Source organism: Chitinophaga caeni (assembly GCF_002557795.1).
Taxonomy (GTDB): Bacteria; Bacteroidota; Bacteroidia; order Chitinophagales; family Chitinophagaceae; genus Chitinophaga; species Chitinophaga caeni.
The window spans coordinates 1,153,130-1,171,580 of sequence record NZ_CP023777.1; the positions used below are offsets into that span (position 1 = coordinate 1,153,130).

Below are 18,451 nucleotides of genomic sequence, written 5' to 3' on the forward strand. Positions count from 1 at the left end.
ACTCACAGTCGCCTTACCTTCACATACATACCTCGATTTTTATGCAAATTTATCATGGAAATGAAGCGGGAGGAATAGACAGTTTTTCATTTTTATTGGACTTTTTTTAGGATTTTTTTTGATCCGGGCAGATCAACGATGCGGTTTAGAGTATAAGGCAGGCGGCGAAGGAACAAGTTTGGCCTCCACTCTACCACGCGAAAGCCCGATTTTAATCCTTACATTTTCCACAAATTCTGCTTACCTTTGTGGATTGCCTTTTCACGAGCCTAGGATTTTTCTAATGTTTTAATGTGTGTTACCCAGGCAAGTGCCAAAAGAAAGGCAGAGGTTTGAAATATGTCATTACCCCATCTGTTAAAATACATATACAATAACGGGACCGACGAGGTGATCCGTAGGGGTAAGCGCATATTTGCATCCGGTGGCGTAGAACTAATTGAAGCAGATCCTGTTCTGAAATCAGCCTCCTTCCGTGTAAAAAGCGATACCCATGCTAACTATTACCGGGTTTCAGTGAATAAATATCACGATTCCTCGGCTATTAGCGTGCGTTGCCAATGCCCGTATAACTTAGGAGAAATTTGTCGGCACGAAGCCGCAGCCTTGTTTCAACTGCAAGAAATGCTCGACAAAAACCATTTTGAGAACTTCGATTCTCAATATGATCAACAGCATACGGTAATCAAGATGCGTACAATCGACTTGAAAACCATTAAGTTGTTGACTTCCAGCAATATTTTTGCCGATGCGGAAAAGCTATTGCGGAAGTATCATCCTACTATCGTATCTGCAAAAGACGAGAAGGTAGAAGCCATGTTGGAATTGCCCAATGAAACTTACCAGCTCATTATTCAGAAAAACGAGGAAAGGAATTTCGATACCCATTGCCAATGTGATGAACATGAATTTGCATTGTGCGTGCACAAAACCGCCCTGTTTTTACATTTGTTAAACCAGTACGGCCCGTATTATTTCGACTCCCTACGCAATTGGGATAAAGAAAAGAATAAATTATTGTCTTTATACGGCTATTCCCTGGAGGATAACCTGGATGGCAAGTTTGCGTTCTCTTATAATAACGGTAAACCTTTCCTTCGCGTTCTTGATCCAAGTATCAAGAAAGTGGAATCGGCCATGCCTTCTCCCAAGGAAGAACCGCCAACCCAAACAATTGCGCCGAGCAAGAGAATAGGGGTGGTGCTGAATGCCAATGAAACGTTATATCCTTATTTCTCCGTTGATCTCATCACCGGCGAAGCCAACGAAGAGGGTGATGCATTCGTAACGCTGATCAGCAAACTTGATCTCACGAAGTATATCGATTACTATCAATTCAAGGAGCAGGATCGCGAAGTCATTGCCCCTACCAGGAAATTGCAGCAATCGGAAATCAACAAGTTCCTGAATAAAAATTCTCCCTTTGCCGGGATTTGGGATAATATCATCCACGAGTCGGGCGATTCTCTTCCCACCGATACGAAGGAGCTGATATTGGAATATTTACATCCCAAGTTGGTGAAATATTTCAACCAACTCAGCGAGCAACCGCTCGTATTCATATTAAAAGAAAGACAGGCTTTTAAAACCAAGAGCTTGTTGCCGGTCAATATCACGGGCGAGCTGTTGCAGATCAGCCTGCACACCAAAGTGGAAGGCGACCAGGTGATCATTACCGCCTCCGTTCAAATCGAAGACGAAGAAGTGAATCTTGCCGATAACGAATGGAGCAGCCCCATGGTCTTTATCCATAATTCGGATGCTTACCTGTTTAAAATTCCTTTCGATGCGCTACAGGCCGAACTCTATCAAAATCAAGGCAACGTAAAAGTACCTTTATCCGGATGGGGGCAATATTTGAACGAAAATTTATTGCCTTTAGGTAAGGATTATCCCATTTCTTTTGATCCGGCTTTAATGGCTGAAGTGAGTGGCGAAATACCGGAATACAGGGTGCAGTTAAAGGAAATCGGTGATACTTTCGTTATTCAACCCACTTTCAATTACCGCGGTCATGATGTGGAGTGGAACAATGAAACCCAGATCACGATCCAGGAAGATAACAAGGTGCTGGTGATTCACCGCAACAAGGAAGCCGAAGAAGAATTTATCCAGAAGCTGCGTGGTTTGCATACCAGCTTTGCTGCACCGACAAACTTTAATTACTTCTATTTAAGATCTAAAGAAGCGCTGGTGAATAACTGGTTTTTCAACTTCTTCGACACGTTGAAGGAGATGAATGTCCGCGTATTCGGCTTTGACAACCTCCGCAATTTTAGATTCAATACGCATAAACCCGTTACCAATTTACAGGTAAGCTCCGGCATCGATTGGTTCGATGCGCAGGTAGAGGTTGTGTACGGGGACCAAAAGGTTAGCATCAAGGATATTAAGAAAGCCTTGGCTAACAAGCAGAACTATGTTCAGTTGGCCGATGGCACCCTGGGTTTATTGCCGGAAGAATGGCTGAAGAAATATTCTTTACTGTTCAAAATCGGTGAGGAAAAAGACAAGGGCGGCCTGAAACTATCTAAGTACAACTTCAACGTCATCGATGAATTGTACGAGTTTATCGATGATGAACAAGTGCTGCGCGAACTGGATGAAAAAAGAACGAAACTGGTGCAATTCGACGAGATCCGTCACCAGCCGCTACCCGGTAATGTGAACGCCAGCTTACGTCCCTACCAGGAGAGTGGTTTCCAATGGTTAAATTATCTCGATGAAGTGAAATGGGGCGGTATCCTGGCAGATGATATGGGTTTGGGTAAAACCATTCAAACGCTCACCTTCATTCAACATTATAAAAATAAGCACGGCAGATGCTTGACCCTCGTGGTTTGTCCTACTACGTTGATCTATAACTGGGAAAACGAGATCAAGAAGTTTACGCCAACGATCGTGCATCATATACATCACGGTCCCGCAAGGATCAAGTCGCCGGAAGCATTGCGGCCATTCGACGTGATCATCACTACCTATGGTACATTGCGCAGCGACATCCAGATGTTTATGAAGCTCGAATTTGATTACGTGATACTGGATGAATCACAAGCGATCAAGAATCCGCAATCGAAAGTTACGAAAGCGGCGCAATTATTACATACCAAGAATAGGTTAGCGCTGAGTGGTACGCCGATGCAAAACAACACTTTCGATATTTACGCGCAGATGAACTTCTTAAATCCGGGCATGTTGGGTAGCATTGATTTCTTCAGGAATGAATTTGCCACACCGATCGATAAGTTCCAGGATGAAGAACGGAAAGATCACCTGCGTAAACTGATATATCCATTTATACTCAGGAGAACGAAAGAGCAAGTGGCGAAAGACCTGCCGGAAAAAATCGAAACGGTCATCTTCTGCGAAATGGATCACGAGCAAAGGCAGATTTACGATGCCTACCGCAATACTTACCGTTCCAAGATACTCGGCGTCATAGAAGAGCAAGGGATGGAGCGTTCGCAATTAACGATCTTGCAAGGTTTAATGAAGCTGCGCCAGATATGTGACTCTCCCGCGATTTTGAACGAAACGGAGCAGTACCCGAACCATTCAGTCAAGCTGCACGAGTTGACCCGCGAGATGTCAGAAAACATCAGCAATCACAAGGTACTCGTATTTTCGCAGTTCCTCGGCATGCTGGGTTTAATCAAGGAGAAATTGATTGCTCAAAAAATACCGTTCGAATACTTTGATGGCAGCACTTCCACAACGGAAAGGGAACGCGCGATACAGAACTTCCAGCAGAACAGCGAATGCCGCGTATTCCTCATCTCGCTGAAAGCGGGTGGTGTCGGTTTGAACTTGACGGCTGCCGATTATGTTTACATTGTCGATCCTTGGTGGAACCCGGCAGTAGAGCAACAAGCCATTGACCGTACGCACCGTATCGGGCAAACGAAAAATATTTTCGCGTACCGCATGATCTGTAAAGACACGGTTGAAGAGAAGATATTGGAATTACAGGAACGTAAGAAATCCTTGGTAAAAGAAATTGTTGCCGATGAAAATGGTTTCGTGAAGAAGTTGACAAAAGAAGATGTGATGTACCTATTCAGTTAAAGCTAATTTTTAAGCGGTAACGGGATAAGAATAATAAATAATGGCAACTATATACTTGTTAAACCCATATCTTAAATATGGGGAAAATTAAGACAATTCATTTCCGTAAGGAATAATATCATTTGGCGTAAGGTTTAGGGCTATCATTAGTTTGATAACAGTAGTGATTTGGAGGTTGGATTCTCCCTTTTCAAGTTTTTGGACTTGATTATACTCCATATCAGCCATTAGAGCTAGTTTCCTTTGGCTTAATCCCTGCTTAGTTCTTGCCTCCTTGAATTTAACAGCAATAGCGCCTAATATCTGCTTATCCAGTAAGTTATTCATACCTGAAATTTCAGCCAAAAATATGAATTATTGACGTATAAATATACGTCAATTCAATAAATTTTCGTACTTTTGTGTAGCAAAGGCTTCCAAGCCCCGCAAAAATGGTTAGTCCATGATATATAAGAATGGAAATAATCAAATCATTTAATGGATTTAATAGAAGTTATGCACTGTAACAATTTATTAGATATAGCGGAAACATTCAGGGATAAAAACGTTTGTCTGGATTACTTAGCTTCAAAGCGGTGGAATGGTAGCGTGTATTGCGTTTTTTGTGGTTGTAATAATGTGTATACCTTGAAGGGTAAATACAGACGATATAAATGTGGAGATTGTCGCAAACAGTTTTCAGCTATCAAAGGAACTATATTCGAAAATAGCCCTATTCATTTGCAGAAATGGTTTATGGCGATTTTCTTGATAACTACTCATAAGAAGGGTATTAGTTCTGTTCAATTAGCGAGTAGTTTAGGGGTTACCCAAAAGACCGCGTGGTTTATGGCTCAAAGAATACGGTATGCTCTAAAAGTGAAGTCCTTTGACAAAAAGCTGGATGGAGTGATTCAATGCGACGAAACATTTGTTGGAGGTAAAAATAAGAACCGTCATGCTCATAAGAAAGTTGCAAATTCACAAGGAAGGAGCTTTAAGGATAAAACACCTGTATTAGGTATGTTGCATACTGGTGGTCATTTGAGATTAATTGTTATGCCAGATACAGCATCAGCATCTATTCAACCAGCCATAAAGGAACATATTGCAGAAGGTTCAATCATAGTGTCAGATGAATGGCTAGGATATAATGGGTTAGATAAAAAGTACTTTCATATTGTTATGGATCACCAACAGAAGGAATTTGTAAGAGGTGCTTTTCATACCAACAGTATAGAAGGATTTTGGGGGTTATTTAAACGCGGTATAATTGGAGTTTATCATTATCTAAGCAGGAAGCATTTACAAAGATATTGTGATGAATTTTCTTTTAGATATAACAATAGGTCTATACCCAATAGTTACAAGTTTGAAAGTTGTTTAAATAGTGTGAATTGCAGGCTAACTTATAAGGAGTTGATCAATAAAAATCAACCTGCAATTCAGTGAAAAGCTCTTTGAAATAAGGGAGGATATGAAATTTCAATCCTCATCCATGCTTATTAAGGATTCTTCTATGAATGGTTCGGTATTCTTTCTATGCCCATCAAACCAAGTACACATATATGTACCAGTAAACGATTCTGCAAGAAAATGTGATTTAAGTGATGTAATAGTCATGTTAGGGCCACCTGATTTAAGTGCCACAATATCTCCTAGCTTAAATTTTGGATTGGTATAGTTGTTATCTGTCATAATAGCAATAAATTGACGTTAAGATAATTTAAAAAATAGAATCCTTATCACTATTTAAAAGGTACAGAATTATAATTAATGGTAGTACTTATAGAGAACAATAGTGATATTCAGGAGAAAAGATACAATACTATAGTTTTAAATGATAAGACTGATACAATTGTCATCAATACTCCCAAAGGAGAAGTGTGTTTTACAGACACTATCTCAAAAACTGTGTAAATTATAAAAATCGGGGTTTCACTCCGATTTTTTAATTTTAAAGTATATACAGTTTTATGAAGACAGAAGATTTTTTATCAGACGACTTTCTGAAGCAGTTTAAAACGGCCGATCAACTAAACAATTTCCTGGCCCAGATTCAGAAGCGGGGCATTGAAAAGATGCTGGAAGGCGAACTTGATAGCCATTTAGGCTATGATAAGCATGAGCCCAATGAAAGTAACAATAGCCGTAATGGGTACGGTAAAAAGAAGATTAAGACCAGCTATGGTGAATCTGAAATAAAAGTTCCCAGGGATCGTGATGCCAGTTTTAACCCTATGATAGTACCTAAACGCGAAGGAATGGTTCAGGGGCTGGAAGAGATAATAGTGTCTTTTTATGCCAAGGGGATGAGCGTATCTGACATAGAAGAGCAAATAAGGGAAGCCTATAAATTTGACGTTTCCACGGCCACTATCAGCCGCATCACCAGCCGTGTGACTGAAGATATTGTCGCCTGGCAAAACCGACCGTTAGAACCGGTTTATCTCATCGTTTGGATGGATGGCATTGTGTTCAAGGTACGGGAGAACAGCAAAGTAGTGAATAAAACCGTCTATATCGCTGTGGGCCTGAAGCGGGATGGCCTCAAAGAAGTGCTAGGGATGTGGCTGGGTAAGAATGAGTCAGCCGCTTATTGGATGACTGTACTTACTGATCTGAAGGCCCGTGGCTTGGAAGATATTCTAATAACGGCCACCGATAATCTTAATGGCTTCACTCAGACTATCAAATCAGTGTTCCCTCAGTCTGCCACCCAGGTTTGTGTCGTACACCAGGTTCGTAACAGCTGCCGCTATGTTGCCTGGAAAGATAAAAAGGAATTTACCGCAGACATGAAAGATGTTTATGCCGCACCGACCAGGCAAGCTGCGATGGCGGCTCTTGATGCCCTGGATGCTAAGTGGAGCGCAAAGTATGCCTACGCCATCAAAAGCTGGCGTGAAAACTGGGAGGAACTGACTGTCTTTTTTGACTTCCCCCTGGAGATCAGGCAGATCATCTACACAACAAATCTCATCGAAAATCTAAACGGTAAGATTAGAAAATATACCAAAAACAAGCTATCCTTCCCTACAGATGAAGCCGTGCTTAAATCCGTATACCTGGCTTTGCGGGAAGTATCAAAAAAATGGACCATGCCCATTAGAAACTGGGGCATGATCCTGAATCAGTTTTTAACTATTTTTGATAAAAGGGTGAGAATCTAATTATTACTCTGATTCCCCGATTTTTAAGTTTACACACTTATTGAAATAGTCCCGTTTTACATTAGAGCAGTTAATGAAATATGCTACTAAATTCGCCCAAACTTTCCATCATTGCGAGCTTAAGTCCTATAAATTCAACGTTTATAAAAGATATGATACTGATTTGAAAGCAACTGTTTATGGATGCTTTAGTCATTGATAGTTGACATTAAAGACTCAAAATCTGCCTCATATCCTTTATTTTCCTTCCATTGAATAAGTGGTTGCCTTTCTTTATTCTTTTTTATCTCACAAAGGGAATAGAAAATAATATTTTCCAACTTAGATTTGGGATTAGTCAATATAAACCAAAGTTCGTCATGAGTTTTATCCGAAATAACTAAAAAAGAGGTTTCTTCATTAGAACGAATGTCGCAACCAGCAGAAAGAAAGAGTTTAACCAAATTCTTCCGTATCAAAAAAAGTTCATCTAATTTATTAATTCTAGTATAAGAAAAGAAGAAAAAGTTCTTGTCTTTATTTGCATTAGCCATATAGAGTAAAATAGGTTTTAAATACCTTAAATTAGCAAAAAAAACCGGGATACCAAACAAATAATGAATGCCTAGTAAATCAAAACATACCAAACCTTCAAATGCTGATAATAGTGAGAATAAAGACAATTTCTCCCTGTTTGAGGAAGCTATAAAGAAGATAGCCAATACTCCCAAAGAGGACGTAGAAAAGGCTGTAAAAGAGGATAAAAAAAAGGAAAGGAATAAAAAGAATGGCTAGTAAAAGCTATCCCCGTAGAAAAACATTCTTTTTAACCCATAAACAGAAATAAAATATCGGCCATGCTACTAAATAGCAAATAATACTGCTAACTGTAGTAACCCATACCGCCCAACTAACAGAAGGTGAATAAATTATGATGGGATACAAGGAAATCATGAAAATTGTGCAGGAAATAATACCAATCCACAATTTTCTTAATTGTATGCGTTGTTCGTCTGCTTGTTCATAAATAGTTTCAATGCCTTTCTTTTGGGGTGTTACGACCATTGATGGCTCTCCGTTCCGGGAATCTATTAAAAAGGAAAATTCCAATTTTGCTTTTCTATTTAAATAAGGAACTTCATAAATCCTATTTCTAGTAATATAATCTATCCCATTTTGTAATGCTCTTTGTTCAGCAGGACTTCTTTCTCTTGTAACATCGGAAAAATCAGTAAAAACGGCATTGAAGGTATTGTTAAATTCTTTCTCGAATTTCAATGCTCTATATGTATTATTCTGCAATAATTGAGCAGAGTTCTCAAAAATAGTAGCACCTTCATTGACGGTAAGATGTATTGAAAAAGCATCCAAATCTACGTTATTATCATTTTTCAATTCGAGATACACAGAATATAAATTGTTACTTACTTGACCATTGTATAATATTTGAATATTTCCCCCTGGTACTTGTCCTCCCAATGCTACATGACGAACAATGAGCTTTTCCCGTAAAAAAATAAGCCTATTTTTATATCGCTCGAAGAATAATCCACTAATAATTCCCAAAAAGAAAGTGAGTATTGGTGCAATTAAGGGAATCGGAATGTTAATATTCATAGTGGGGTATTTAAATCCTTGCAATTATATAAAAGAAATAACAATTAACAAAAAAGCCGTTAAACTAATAACGGCTTTTTGCTTAGTTGCTAAAAATCCCTACTCTGAATTGATACATTAGATACAGCATGTTGATACATGTTAATATCCAACCAGCTATCCTTAATCCTTTACCCTTTAGGTTTTCATTTTCCTTTAACCGATAGTAAGAAACGATTCCGGTGATAAAACCTACAGGAATAAACAGAATAGGAAGAATAGCAAACCCTCCTAAACCAGCCGCAAATGTCATAATTGCAAATGGGTCTGTTTTTTTCTGCTCTTGTTCCATAGATTAGTTGATTTTAGAAACAGTTCTAACACTAGCATCTGGATATTGGGCTTGTGCGATCCTCTTAGCTTCAAGATCAGATGTAGCTTCAATGATTGGGGTAATGGTACGGGAAATGCCGTGGTTATCCTTAATTACCACCATTACGGAGAATTTGTGCGTGGTTGCCATATGTAAGAGATTTTATCTTCCAAATATAATACACATACCTGTATGTGTGAAATATTTTTTCAGATGAAGATTCTTTGTGGTACTAAAAAGTACCACCAATGGCCGAAACCTTGCATAGCCCAATAGAACAGTATGTAATCGATAAAGTAAAAGAGAAAAGAATAGAAAAAGGCTATTCCCAAAAGGAACTAGCCTATATGCTTGATGTTTCAGTAGGATTTATTGGTGATGTAGAGAACCCTAAGTATAGAGCTAAATATAACCTCAATCACCTTAATGAACTTGCCAAGATATTTGAATGCTCTCCTAAAGATTTTCTTCCTGACAATCCTATTGTATGATATTTTAATCACATATAAATCATATACGGGAATGTAGTATATTTATTAAATGAAAAATAATAACATACTCGCAAAGATTCGTATTCAGCATACACAAGGCGCTGTGATAGCTTCTTTTACCGATTTTGAGATTTTTAAAGAAATTTCTCTTAAAGAAAACAAAGAGTTTAATAATTGGGAAATTGGTGTAAATGATAAAATCGGAATAGAAGGAAAAGAATATACGGTTAAATCGATTTTTACAATAATCCATAATGAAACAGTCAAAAATTCTGGTCAATATGGAATGAGTGCAGTTGTAGTTGATGAAAGGAATGAATACAATTTTGAGATTGTATATTACGTTGAATGATTCAAGCTATTTCTTTTTACAAAAGTGGCTAAATGAAAATAAGGATGGAATTAAGTGGAGCTAATTAGAAAAGCAGTATTAACTATTTATTATAAATACTAAATGGACTGATACATTCAGTCCATTTTTTTATTTAATGATGGGTTAAACAAGTATATAGTTACCTAAATAATTAAAAAACCATCTTGTTTGCTGATTACGAACTTGTAAATTCGTAAGCGGTTCTCAAGATGGTTTTTTATTCAATAGTAAAATATGCCTATCAATCTATCACCCAAAGTATATACCCGGTTTCGACTGGATCCCAGTGCAAGACAATTATTCCTGGCGGCATGCCTGGAAGCGGCCAAACATTTACAGTGGGACGTTACGTATTTATCGGCCAACAGCTTTATAGCAAGGGACAGGGGAGACATTACCGGGGAAATACATGAAGTAATATTTCATATTATCGGTGAATCGGGGGAAATCATCAGCAGAACTATTACCAATAATAATTCCAAGGCCGACCGGGAAGAAAACTCACAGGTCATTAGGGCGATCAGCCAAGAGTTTAACCATGTTTGGAATAGCCACAATACACCCGGAGGGCAAACACACCTGGTAGCTCAATGGCAAGAGGCCATTGCCCATTACAAAAGTATAGGCAAAGATAAAACCGCGCGCAACAATGATTTCTTCAAGAACATTTTAGGGATATTTATTCCCGGGAAAGGTTATGAAGTAACGCCGGTAATCATAGGCTTGAACGTATTAGTATATATATTAATGGTAATAACCGGGACCAATCCCATTGACCCTAGCGTGGCAGACGTAGTGAAGTGGGGCGCGAATAACAGGGAATTGGTAATGTCGGGACAATGGTGGCGATTAATTACATCGGCGTTTTTACACGGTGGCATCATTCACTTATTATTCAACATGTATGCCTTCGTTTATATCGGTGTTATGCTAGAACCGATCTTAGGCAGGCTAAGATTTATTATCGCCTATGTTCTCGCCGCACTTTTAGCGTCCATTGCCAGTATTTGGTACCACGATGTTTCATCGGTAGGAGTGGGGGCATCCGGGGCCATCTTCGGCATGTATGGCGTATTCTTGGCCTTATTAACAACAAATTTCATCGACAAACATGTTCGTAAAGGCTTGTTAAGCAGTATCGGTTTGTTCGTGGTATTTAACCTGGCCATCGGCGCCGGTGGAAATATAGACAACTCTGCACACATCGGGGGATTGATCGGCGGTTTGATTTGCGGGTATATTTTCTACCTAAGCCTGAAAAAACCGGATAATAAATCCCTTTTTGCCAATACTAATTTCTTGGCATGCCTCGTAATTTTGGCAGTTTGTTGGTTCTTATTAAGATCAATACATTAATTTATTCCTTTCTCAAGTGGGAATTTAAATCCTGATTTAGTTCTAATTTTACCTTTTAGTGGGAAAAAATCATAAAATTTGGAGTTCTGAACTCCGAAATCGGTGTTCAGAACTCCTAGTTCGGGGTTATTTACACCAACGCCGGGGTGCGTAACACCGGCTTCGCAGCCCTGGACTTCTCCGTCGGAGTTCTGAACTTCAACGATGGAGTTATTTACTCCAAATATGTCGATTTCTGCTGTTTCTTAGTATTGAATCCTGAATGTTCGAGATCAAAATACTTGTAAAGCCAGGCACTAATGATCTGAATGATTGGATCAGCAAATTCACATAGTTTTACTTCAATTGCTGCTTATAAATGCTCCCCTTTACCATTAAAGGAATCCATAATGAATGATTCTTTTGATCATACCAACAGTCAGCAGGGCCCGCTAAAACAGGTGTTTCAAGAGCGGTAGTTTTACCGGTTTTCAAATCCACGGCAATAGCCTTTCCGCTCGGGGTATTAAAGTCAACCCAGTCCGTCAATACAACGCGATGATCATCAATGAATTGCATACCATCGAAGATGCCGTTAACACCATCAATAGCTTTTAAGTTCATAGGACTGCTATTGACATCTAAAATAAATAACTTGCCAAATGGCGGGGTACCGGCGCCCATGCTATTAATGGCGAGCTTGGCATTTTTAGCATCATAATCCAAGCCGTTTATACCGGGAATATTAGGGATATCCAATGCCTTTATTTGCCTTCCGGGAGATAAACTTACTTCATAGACCTTCCCCTGGTCCGTAGCGGATACGTAAAGAGTACGATTATCTTTTGCAACGATATCATTCAAAAACATGGCGCCCACCGGACTAAAATCAATACTATCTGCCACTTCGCCTGATGCTAGATTGATGATCCTAATACAATCTATATCAGCAACATACAGTACCCCGTCAATAATAGCAGAGCCTTTAGGCGCATTGACCGGCGACTTACAAATGTTGCTATCCAGTATTTCACCGGTAAGGCTCATCTTCACGATTCTGCCATCGCCATCCTTATCGGTCGGGGTCAGATTTTTACCGACATCGGAAATATAGAGGTTGTTACCTTCGCCAACGATGCTTTCGGGTTTTGATAAGCCTTCGATTATTTGTACTTGTGGCTTTGTGCTGCAAGCGCTGATTAGGATACACAAGCAAACGATACGGAATTTCATATAACATTATTTTTAGCAAAATTAAATCTCGCGGAATTGGCGGGATCGTCAAATTAGTTCATTTTATAGTCTAATTCGTCCTAGCAGCTTTCGGGGTATGACCAAACTGCGCTTTATATATTCTTATAAAATGGGAAACATTTTCAAATCCGCATTCATAAGCTACTTGCGCCACGCCCGCGTTCGTATGTTGAAACAAATTGTGTGCATGTGTCAACCGCTGGATATTAATCCAACGTTTTGGAGGCATCCCGTAGATGGCTTGAAACTCGCGTTTGAATGCTGATAAACTCCTGCCGCATAAAGCCGCCAACTGTTCGATGGTAATAGGTTCAAACAAATGTTGATGCATAACAAACTCGATACTGATAACATTTTGGTCAACAATACTTTTTAGCACGGGTGTGATCTGCCCGGCCTGATCCCCTGAAGTTAATAACAAGAATAATTCCTCTAACTTCAATTGCAGCAGGGGCTTCACGGCATTTCCGCTCTCGTGGTAATACTGCAAATACTGATCCTGGAATCCGGCTAACAATTTATTTCCTTCGATCATAATTATGGCGCGACCGGGTTCGGGTAATGAATTGGAAAAATGATGCTGCGGGTATTTTGCAAAGAAATTACGAACAAATTCGTCCGTGAACTTAATCATCAACACTTCGTATATACCATCATCGGAAATAAACTCGCTCATCGCGTATAAACCGCGTTTAAAGAGAACCGCGTTGCCTCCAGGTATTTCTAATGTTTTGCCTTGATAATATATATGCTTTTTACCTTTCAGGATAAAAACCAATTGATGTTCCGATAGGAAAATATGTTTCCTTTTACCGGAGTGATCCTGTTTATATAACGCAAAATTGGTGATCCCGAAAGAAGGTGTCGATGAAAGCATATGCTTACCTTTTATAAATTATTATATTTTTTTCCTAATATCATCGACGGCCTTAGCTTCGTTACCCTCGTGTCGTGCAAGACAATTCCAATAAAGTTGTCCGATTTCCCAATCTTCAATCATCATTTTACTCTTCGTACCTTTGCAATCGAGCAAAACGTAAGAAAATTTGTACGGAAGTTTCAGTACAACTTCAAACAAGTCTTCTTCTTCTTGGGCAAATAAATTACTGCTCCTGTCTTGTTTTAACTTTTCGAGCTTCTTTTCATCCCATTCTCTTTCTACAAGTTCAATAGTAAAATCAACGATTTCAGTTGGTTTGAATACAGCAAGAGAAGTCAGAATCTCCTTGTTCTTGGCATCTGAAATGAGTTCACTAATGTCTTTGTAAACTTTATTTTTGAACACAATTTTTTTTCGTAATAACCAATTACTTTTTGTATCTAAGTGATCTAAAATCTTTATTTCAGTATCGTAAGAAACAGGTCGGTAGCTTCCTTTTCTGAAATCGCCAGTATTTTTCACAAGGTCGATTTCTATCCAATCGTATTATTTGTATTGTTCATCAAACGATTTTTTTCGGAATTGAATAGGGTAAATTCTAATCCAACTTCCGTCTTCAAGAAAGCCTGCCGTACAAACCAATTCATCATACTTACTCTAAATGGCAGGATAAGTTTTTACAGTGATTAAAACTTTGGTCTTTGCCATTTTAAATATGCTTTACTTCGTATTCAAAATTAGGCAAGCCTTATTAAATTTAAATGTTTTACTGTACATATTATGTTCCAACCTTCAAGTTTGTCAAATGATGTTGTGAAATCGCGAACTTTATTTAGACAAAGCCAGATAACCCGAATATTATTTTCCCCCAATAAAAATCACAGGTCGTTGAACCTGTGATTTTCAATTATGGTTGCCTTATGCAAGGCTTTGTCCTATCATGAGGTGTGTGCTTAGTACTACTCTATTCCAAATATTGATGGTAATTACTGAAGTTATAATATCTGCTATTTGGGTTTCGCTAAAAAATTTTAAGGCGTTAGAATAGGTCTCATCTGATAATCCATTTTGATGGATTAGTGTCATCTCTTCCGTTATTGCTAACACCACTTTTTCTTCTTCCGTAAAAACACCTTCAGTTTCTCTCCAGGCACCCAATAGAAAAATACGCTGATTTGTTTCGCCATTTTTAATTGCGTCTTGAGTGTGAATATTGATACAATATGCACAACCGTTGACTTGCGAAGCACGGATCTTTATAAGTTCTTTGGTCGTTTTTGATATAGAAGCCTTTGAAAGATAGGTTTCTAAACCAATCATCGCTTTTAGTGCATTTGGTGCAACTTCTTTAATGTTTAATCGTTTTTGCATTTTGTTATTCTTTTAAATTAGTTTGATGCAAAATTGGAGAATAACAAAATAAAAATTCTTAAACTAGTTTAAGAAAGAAGCCTCTTTCGAATTTCGCTTAAATATTCGGGAGTGAATCCCAGGTATGAAGCGATTAAATATTGAGGAACACGTTGTACAAATTCGGGATGATTTTTAACCGCTTGGAAATAAAATTCCTCTTTTGAAAACGAAAAAAGAAATTTGATCCGCTTTTGAGCCGCAGCATAAGCCCGCTGATAAACAAAACGAAAATAGCGTTCCATTACAGGAAACTCCTCTAGTAGCTTTTCTTGTTTCTGTTGAGTGATATAAAGTATCATAGATTTTTCTACTGCCTGGATATAAAACTCAGTAGGCACCTGGTGTTCGTAAGCAAAGTTATCTGTAAGCCACCAAGTTTCTATGGCAAATTCAGTGGTTTGTTCAATACCTTTTTCATTGATGTAAAACTTTCGCAACAAGCCATTCAAAACAAAATAATGATGTCTGCAAACCTGCCCTTCCTCTAGTAGGTTTTCCTTTTTGGCCACCACTTTCGTGTCAAAGAATTTTTTAATTTCTTCAAATTCATTGTCTGAAACTTGTGCGAATTTGGTTATATGTTTTTTGAATATATCCAACATCTGGATTAAAAGGGTTTTGCTTTTTTTGAATGCAGGTTATTTCCAAATATACGCAATAATCATCTGTATTCAAGTATGCCATATATCACTATGTACTCCAATAAATAGTTGATTTTAAGCACCTTGTATCGGCACCTCCAGGTTTTACATGTTGCGCATTTTGTACATCTCTCTTAGATTTACTATAGTAGTTAGTACAAAATAACCAAGTAGGGAGCTTGCAGTTTTGGGGCTATAAAATCCTCAAAAAAAATTCCAAGGGCAATGCTACCAAGTATATAACGCGAAATGCAACGGAAGGTGCTATATTGTACCTTAATAAATCTTACGAAAGATGATCAGACCGATACCGCTTCTCATCCTGCTATGCTTTTTCATTGGATGTAATGTAGCGCCCCGATACAATTCCCTGGTAGAAAGCAGGTTGGAAGGGCCCGTGAAAAAGGAAAGCATAAAAACGTATTATATTGATAGCTTAGGCACAACTACGGATTCGCTTCTGAATAGCAGTGTTATTACCTATTCCCCGGAAGGCTGGGTCAAAACGATACATTTTGAATTGAATGATGAAAGTCAATATGCCCATACTTATACTTATAGATGGAAAAATGATTCGGCAGAGGTCAGTTACCTGGAAACTTCGCATGATTCTGTAATTAATGAAATGAAAGGTTTCCGTTATTGGCTGGATCCCCACTCTTATGAAACCAGGCTCTATAATGATAACAGGCTCGAAGAAACCTTTACCGTTAAATTAAATCACGATTTCAATATCACCGTGTACGAAACCATGCACTATGCCAAATACGGGAGCCGTCTTTATTCAACCAAAAGCACATCCTATTATCAAGATAAAAGTCAAAGATTGCCCAATCTTACGGTTTTTAAAGTTTATTATGATGATTCTGACGGGATTAAAATAGATACGCTCCGGCAAAAAGTAATTGAAACCGACAAATATGGAAACGTGATAAAGGTCAGCATAGATTATAACCATCAACGCAGGGAATCGCGCTCAACTTATGAATATTACGATTGATATAAATAGAATCCATTGAAAAAGGTTGGGAATTTCCTGGTAATGCGCTAACTTGCCCCCAGTTTCAAAATCGTATTTATATGTTACAATTGCTCGTATCCACATTCTACCAAGTAGGCGACAAAATAGGTTATGTATTGAGCCGTGCTTTTATCGTGTTGTTCCTGCTGATGCTGCTGTATGCAACAATAAAATACGTAAAAGAGTAGAATTCAACGCTTTAGGCGTTAATATAACTTTAAGTCATGCCTCCGAAAGGCATGGCTTTTTTTATGTTCGATGCCGATGCACAGACGGCTTCGGCACAAAAAAGATGGGCCGCCCAATGAGCGACCCATCCTTTTCTTGCTTATAAAACCAAAAACTATTTAGCCAATTCGCTCTCTAACAACTTCTTAAGATCGGGAGTAGAGGGGCGCGGGGCATCGATCGTTACCACGTTACCTTTCTTGTCGAACACCAAGAAACGCGGAATACCTTTGATATCATAGTATTTTGTGATATCGTTCCAACCGCCGGCAAATAGCTGAACGCCGCCCAATTGCTCCTTTTTCACAAAGTCGATCCATTTTTGTTTGTCTTTTTCAACATCCACGGAAACGCTTACAAACTCAACGTCTTTTCCGTGCATTTCCTCTTCAAGCTTTTTCAGATAAGGGATTTGTTGCTTGCAAGGTCCGCACCAGGTAGCCCAAACATCGATAACAACAACTTTACCTTTAAAATCAGAGAAAGCCACTTTCTTACCTTCAACATTTTCGTAGCTGAAATTCAATCCCGGCTTACCTTTTTCAAAGGAACGTAAAGCTTTTTCAGCCTCTTTGTATTTATTAATTTGATAATCTGTAACCAGGTATTGTTTTACCGGAGTTACGGCTTCAACAAACGCTTCGTAAGTTTTATGGGAACTGAGACCATCTGCGATATAATCACCGATCACGCGCTCATCACCAAAAATCTTGGCGGCAACTTGGTTAAATTCAGCTGGCTTGGGCCTTGTTTCCTTTGACATCATATCATACAAGAAATACATCCGCAAGTAATCCATACCGTCGCCCATTTCAAGCACCTTGTCGTCATTAAATTTCTTATCCTTCAGGATGGTGCCGTAATAGGCAGGGTAATCCTCTTTCAAAGGATGTTTGGAGCGCGGGGTGTAAATAAATTTCATCGCGGCATATTCCACATCTGCATCCACCAAGAACTTCATCAATTCATTGAAGTTCTTATTAGAGGTCTTAATACCGGATTTAAACTTTTCAGCTTTCGGTATAAAATCTACCATCACCGGGAAATACTCATCATAAGTGTAATTCCCTTTCATGAACATGTGGGCCGGATAGGTAATAGGCAATACCATTTCGTTCCATTGGAACATGGTTTTGTTTTCCTTGGAGCCTTTCACCAATTCGGCGCCCTTATCATGAATAATGAATTCCAGCGCGTCCTTAGGCTTTAAATAGAAACGGACATATTCCTGGCCATTGTCGCTAACATAATACAAACCTTCTTTGACGCTTGTTAAAGCAAATGCGAAACGATGTTGATCGTCCACGGGAGCCGTTGCGATTTTTTGATAATGACCTTCATTTACCGAGTAGAGGTTCATCGATGTTGTAGTTTCGCGATCAGTTTTCCCTTGGATGAGCGTGGGTTGATCCTTCTTTGCATACACCGTACTTGAACCCCATACGGCTACTGCTAAAAGCAGGTAGCGGAGCTTTTTCATTTTGCGTTTTTTAATGGTGGTAATAAATGTGACTACTAGTTAATGACTGCAATTTAACAATAGCCCCCCGAAAAACCGGCTAAAAATGTTTAGCGGTTAAAAAATCAGAAAAATGGTAACAGATGGATTATACAATTGTCGGAAACTAATACAGACTTCACTAACTTTGC

21 protein-coding genes are annotated in these 18,451 nt (G+C 38.8%); 9 read left to right on the forward strand and 12 right to left on the reverse strand.

Going from position 1 to position 18,451, the window contains the following annotated elements:
- The first annotated feature begins 339 nt into the window (after positions 1-339).
- Positions 340-4,065 carry a DEAD/DEAH box helicase gene (locus COR50_RS04840; protein WP_098192946.1) on the forward strand — a complete coding sequence of 1,242 codons (3,726 nt, stop codon included), beginning with the start codon at positions 340-342 and terminating at the stop codon, positions 4,063-4,065.
- A gap of 87 nt (positions 4,066-4,152) precedes the next feature.
- Here COR50_RS04840 and COR50_RS04845 read toward each other — a convergent pair whose 3' ends face one another.
- Entirely contained in the window at positions 4,153-4,410 is a 258-nt protein-coding gene (locus tag COR50_RS04845; RefSeq protein ID WP_157760628.1) for a helix-turn-helix domain-containing protein, read from the reverse strand.
- Positions 4,411-4,542: 132 nt separating this feature from the next.
- Between COR50_RS04845 and COR50_RS04850 the strand changes: the two genes are divergently transcribed.
- Positions 4,543-5,496: an IS1595 family transposase gene (locus COR50_RS04850; RefSeq protein ID WP_098192948.1), complete on the forward strand. Its 954-nt coding sequence runs from the start codon at positions 4,543-4,545 to the stop codon at positions 5,494-5,496.
- 33 nt (positions 5,497-5,529) lie between these two features.
- Here the strand turns inward: COR50_RS04850 and COR50_RS04855 are convergent, their stop codons facing one another.
- Positions 5,530-5,742: a YodC family protein gene (locus COR50_RS04855; protein WP_098192949.1), complete on the reverse strand. Its 213-nt coding sequence runs from the start codon at positions 5,740-5,742 to the stop codon at positions 5,530-5,532.
- Positions 5,743-6,020: 278 nt separating this feature from the next.
- Between COR50_RS04855 and COR50_RS04860 the strand changes: the two genes are divergently transcribed.
- Entirely contained in the window at positions 6,021-7,217 is a 1,197-nt protein-coding gene (locus COR50_RS04860) for an IS256 family transposase (RefSeq protein ID WP_098192950.1), read from the forward strand.
- A 188-nt stretch (positions 7,218-7,405) separates the two neighbouring features.
- On the opposite strand, the gene COR50_RS04865 is transcribed toward COR50_RS04860, so the two are convergent.
- Positions 7,406-7,750 (reverse strand): hypothetical protein, encoded by a 345-nt coding sequence (locus tag COR50_RS04865; protein WP_098192951.1) that lies wholly within the window; start codon positions 7,748-7,750, stop codon positions 7,406-7,408.
- A gap of 67 nt (positions 7,751-7,817) precedes the next feature.
- Between COR50_RS04865 and COR50_RS22240 the strand changes: the two genes are divergently transcribed.
- Positions 7,818-7,991, forward strand: coding sequence for a hypothetical protein (locus COR50_RS22240; RefSeq protein WP_157760629.1), 174 nt, complete (start codon positions 7,818-7,820; stop codon positions 7,989-7,991).
- 6 nt (positions 7,992-7,997) lie between these two features.
- Here the strand turns inward: COR50_RS22240 and COR50_RS04870 are convergent, their stop codons facing one another.
- The 3 genes from COR50_RS04870 to COR50_RS22245 all read right to left on the reverse strand — a co-directional run bounded on the left by COR50_RS04870 (position 7,998) and on the right by COR50_RS22245 (position 9,315).
- Positions 7,998-8,813, reverse strand: coding sequence for a hypothetical protein (locus tag COR50_RS04870; protein WP_098192952.1), 816 nt, complete (start codon positions 8,811-8,813; stop codon positions 7,998-8,000).
- A gap of 82 nt (positions 8,814-8,895) precedes the next feature.
- Complete coding sequence (locus tag COR50_RS04875; protein WP_098192953.1) at positions 8,896-9,144, reverse strand: hypothetical protein; 249 nt, start codon at positions 9,142-9,144, stop codon at positions 8,896-8,898.
- A 3-nt stretch (positions 9,145-9,147) separates the two neighbouring features.
- Positions 9,148-9,315 carry a hypothetical protein gene (locus COR50_RS22245; protein WP_157760630.1) on the reverse strand — a complete coding sequence of 56 codons (168 nt, stop codon included), beginning with the start codon at positions 9,313-9,315 and terminating at the stop codon, positions 9,148-9,150.
- Between the two features lie 98 nt (positions 9,316-9,413).
- Here COR50_RS22245 and COR50_RS04880 point away from each other — a divergent pair, with 98 nt between their 5' ends.
- From COR50_RS04880 to COR50_RS04890, 3 genes are all read left to right on the forward strand, one after another.
- A complete protein-coding gene (locus COR50_RS04880) occupies positions 9,414-9,656 on the forward strand; it encodes a helix-turn-helix domain-containing protein (protein ID WP_098192954.1) in 243 nt (80 codons plus the stop codon).
- A gap of 49 nt (positions 9,657-9,705) precedes the next feature.
- Complete coding sequence (locus COR50_RS04885) at positions 9,706-10,008, forward strand: hypothetical protein (RefSeq protein WP_098192955.1); 303 nt, start codon at positions 9,706-9,708, stop codon at positions 10,006-10,008.
- Between the two features lie 255 nt (positions 10,009-10,263).
- Positions 10,264-11,385, forward strand: coding sequence for a rhomboid family intramembrane serine protease (locus COR50_RS04890; RefSeq protein ID WP_098192956.1), 1,122 nt, complete (start codon positions 10,264-10,266; stop codon positions 11,383-11,385).
- A 336-nt stretch (positions 11,386-11,721) separates the two neighbouring features.
- Here the strand turns inward: COR50_RS04890 and COR50_RS04895 are convergent, their stop codons facing one another.
- From COR50_RS04895 to COR50_RS04915, 5 genes are all read right to left on the reverse strand, one after another.
- Entirely contained in the window at positions 11,722-12,597 is an 876-nt protein-coding gene (locus COR50_RS04895) for an NHL repeat-containing protein (protein WP_098192957.1), read from the reverse strand.
- Between the two features lie 70 nt (positions 12,598-12,667).
- Positions 12,668-13,495 carry a helix-turn-helix domain-containing protein gene (locus tag COR50_RS04900; protein WP_098192958.1) on the reverse strand — a complete coding sequence of 276 codons (828 nt, stop codon included), beginning with the start codon at positions 13,493-13,495 and terminating at the stop codon, positions 12,668-12,670.
- 21 nt (positions 13,496-13,516) lie between these two features.
- Positions 13,517-14,020, reverse strand: coding sequence for a hypothetical protein (locus COR50_RS04905; RefSeq protein ID WP_098192959.1), 504 nt, complete (start codon positions 14,018-14,020; stop codon positions 13,517-13,519).
- 396 nt (positions 14,021-14,416) lie between these two features.
- The gene (locus tag COR50_RS04910; protein ID WP_098192960.1) at positions 14,417-14,869 is read right to left on the reverse strand and encodes a carboxymuconolactone decarboxylase family protein; all 453 of its coding nucleotides are present in this window, start codon (positions 14,867-14,869) and stop codon (positions 14,417-14,419) included.
- 68 nt (positions 14,870-14,937) lie between these two features.
- On the reverse strand, positions 14,938-15,513 hold the full coding sequence (locus tag COR50_RS04915; protein ID WP_098192961.1) for a Crp/Fnr family transcriptional regulator: 576 nt from the start codon (positions 15,511-15,513) through the stop codon (positions 14,938-14,940).
- 334 nt (positions 15,514-15,847) lie between these two features.
- Here COR50_RS04915 and COR50_RS04920 point away from each other — a divergent pair, with 334 nt between their 5' ends.
- Entirely contained in the window at positions 15,848-16,552 is a 705-nt protein-coding gene (locus tag COR50_RS04920) for a hypothetical protein (RefSeq protein ID WP_098192962.1), read from the forward strand.
- Positions 16,553-16,632: 80 nt separating this feature from the next.
- Positions 16,633-16,761: a hypothetical protein gene (locus COR50_RS22650; protein ID WP_262496290.1), complete on the forward strand. Its 129-nt coding sequence runs from the start codon at positions 16,633-16,635 to the stop codon at positions 16,759-16,761.
- 155 nt (positions 16,762-16,916) lie between these two features.
- On the opposite strand, the gene COR50_RS04925 is transcribed toward COR50_RS22650, so the two are convergent.
- Entirely contained in the window at positions 16,917-18,281 is a 1,365-nt protein-coding gene (locus tag COR50_RS04925; RefSeq protein ID WP_098192963.1) for a TlpA family protein disulfide reductase, read from the reverse strand.
- Positions 18,282-18,451 lie beyond the last annotated feature (170 nt).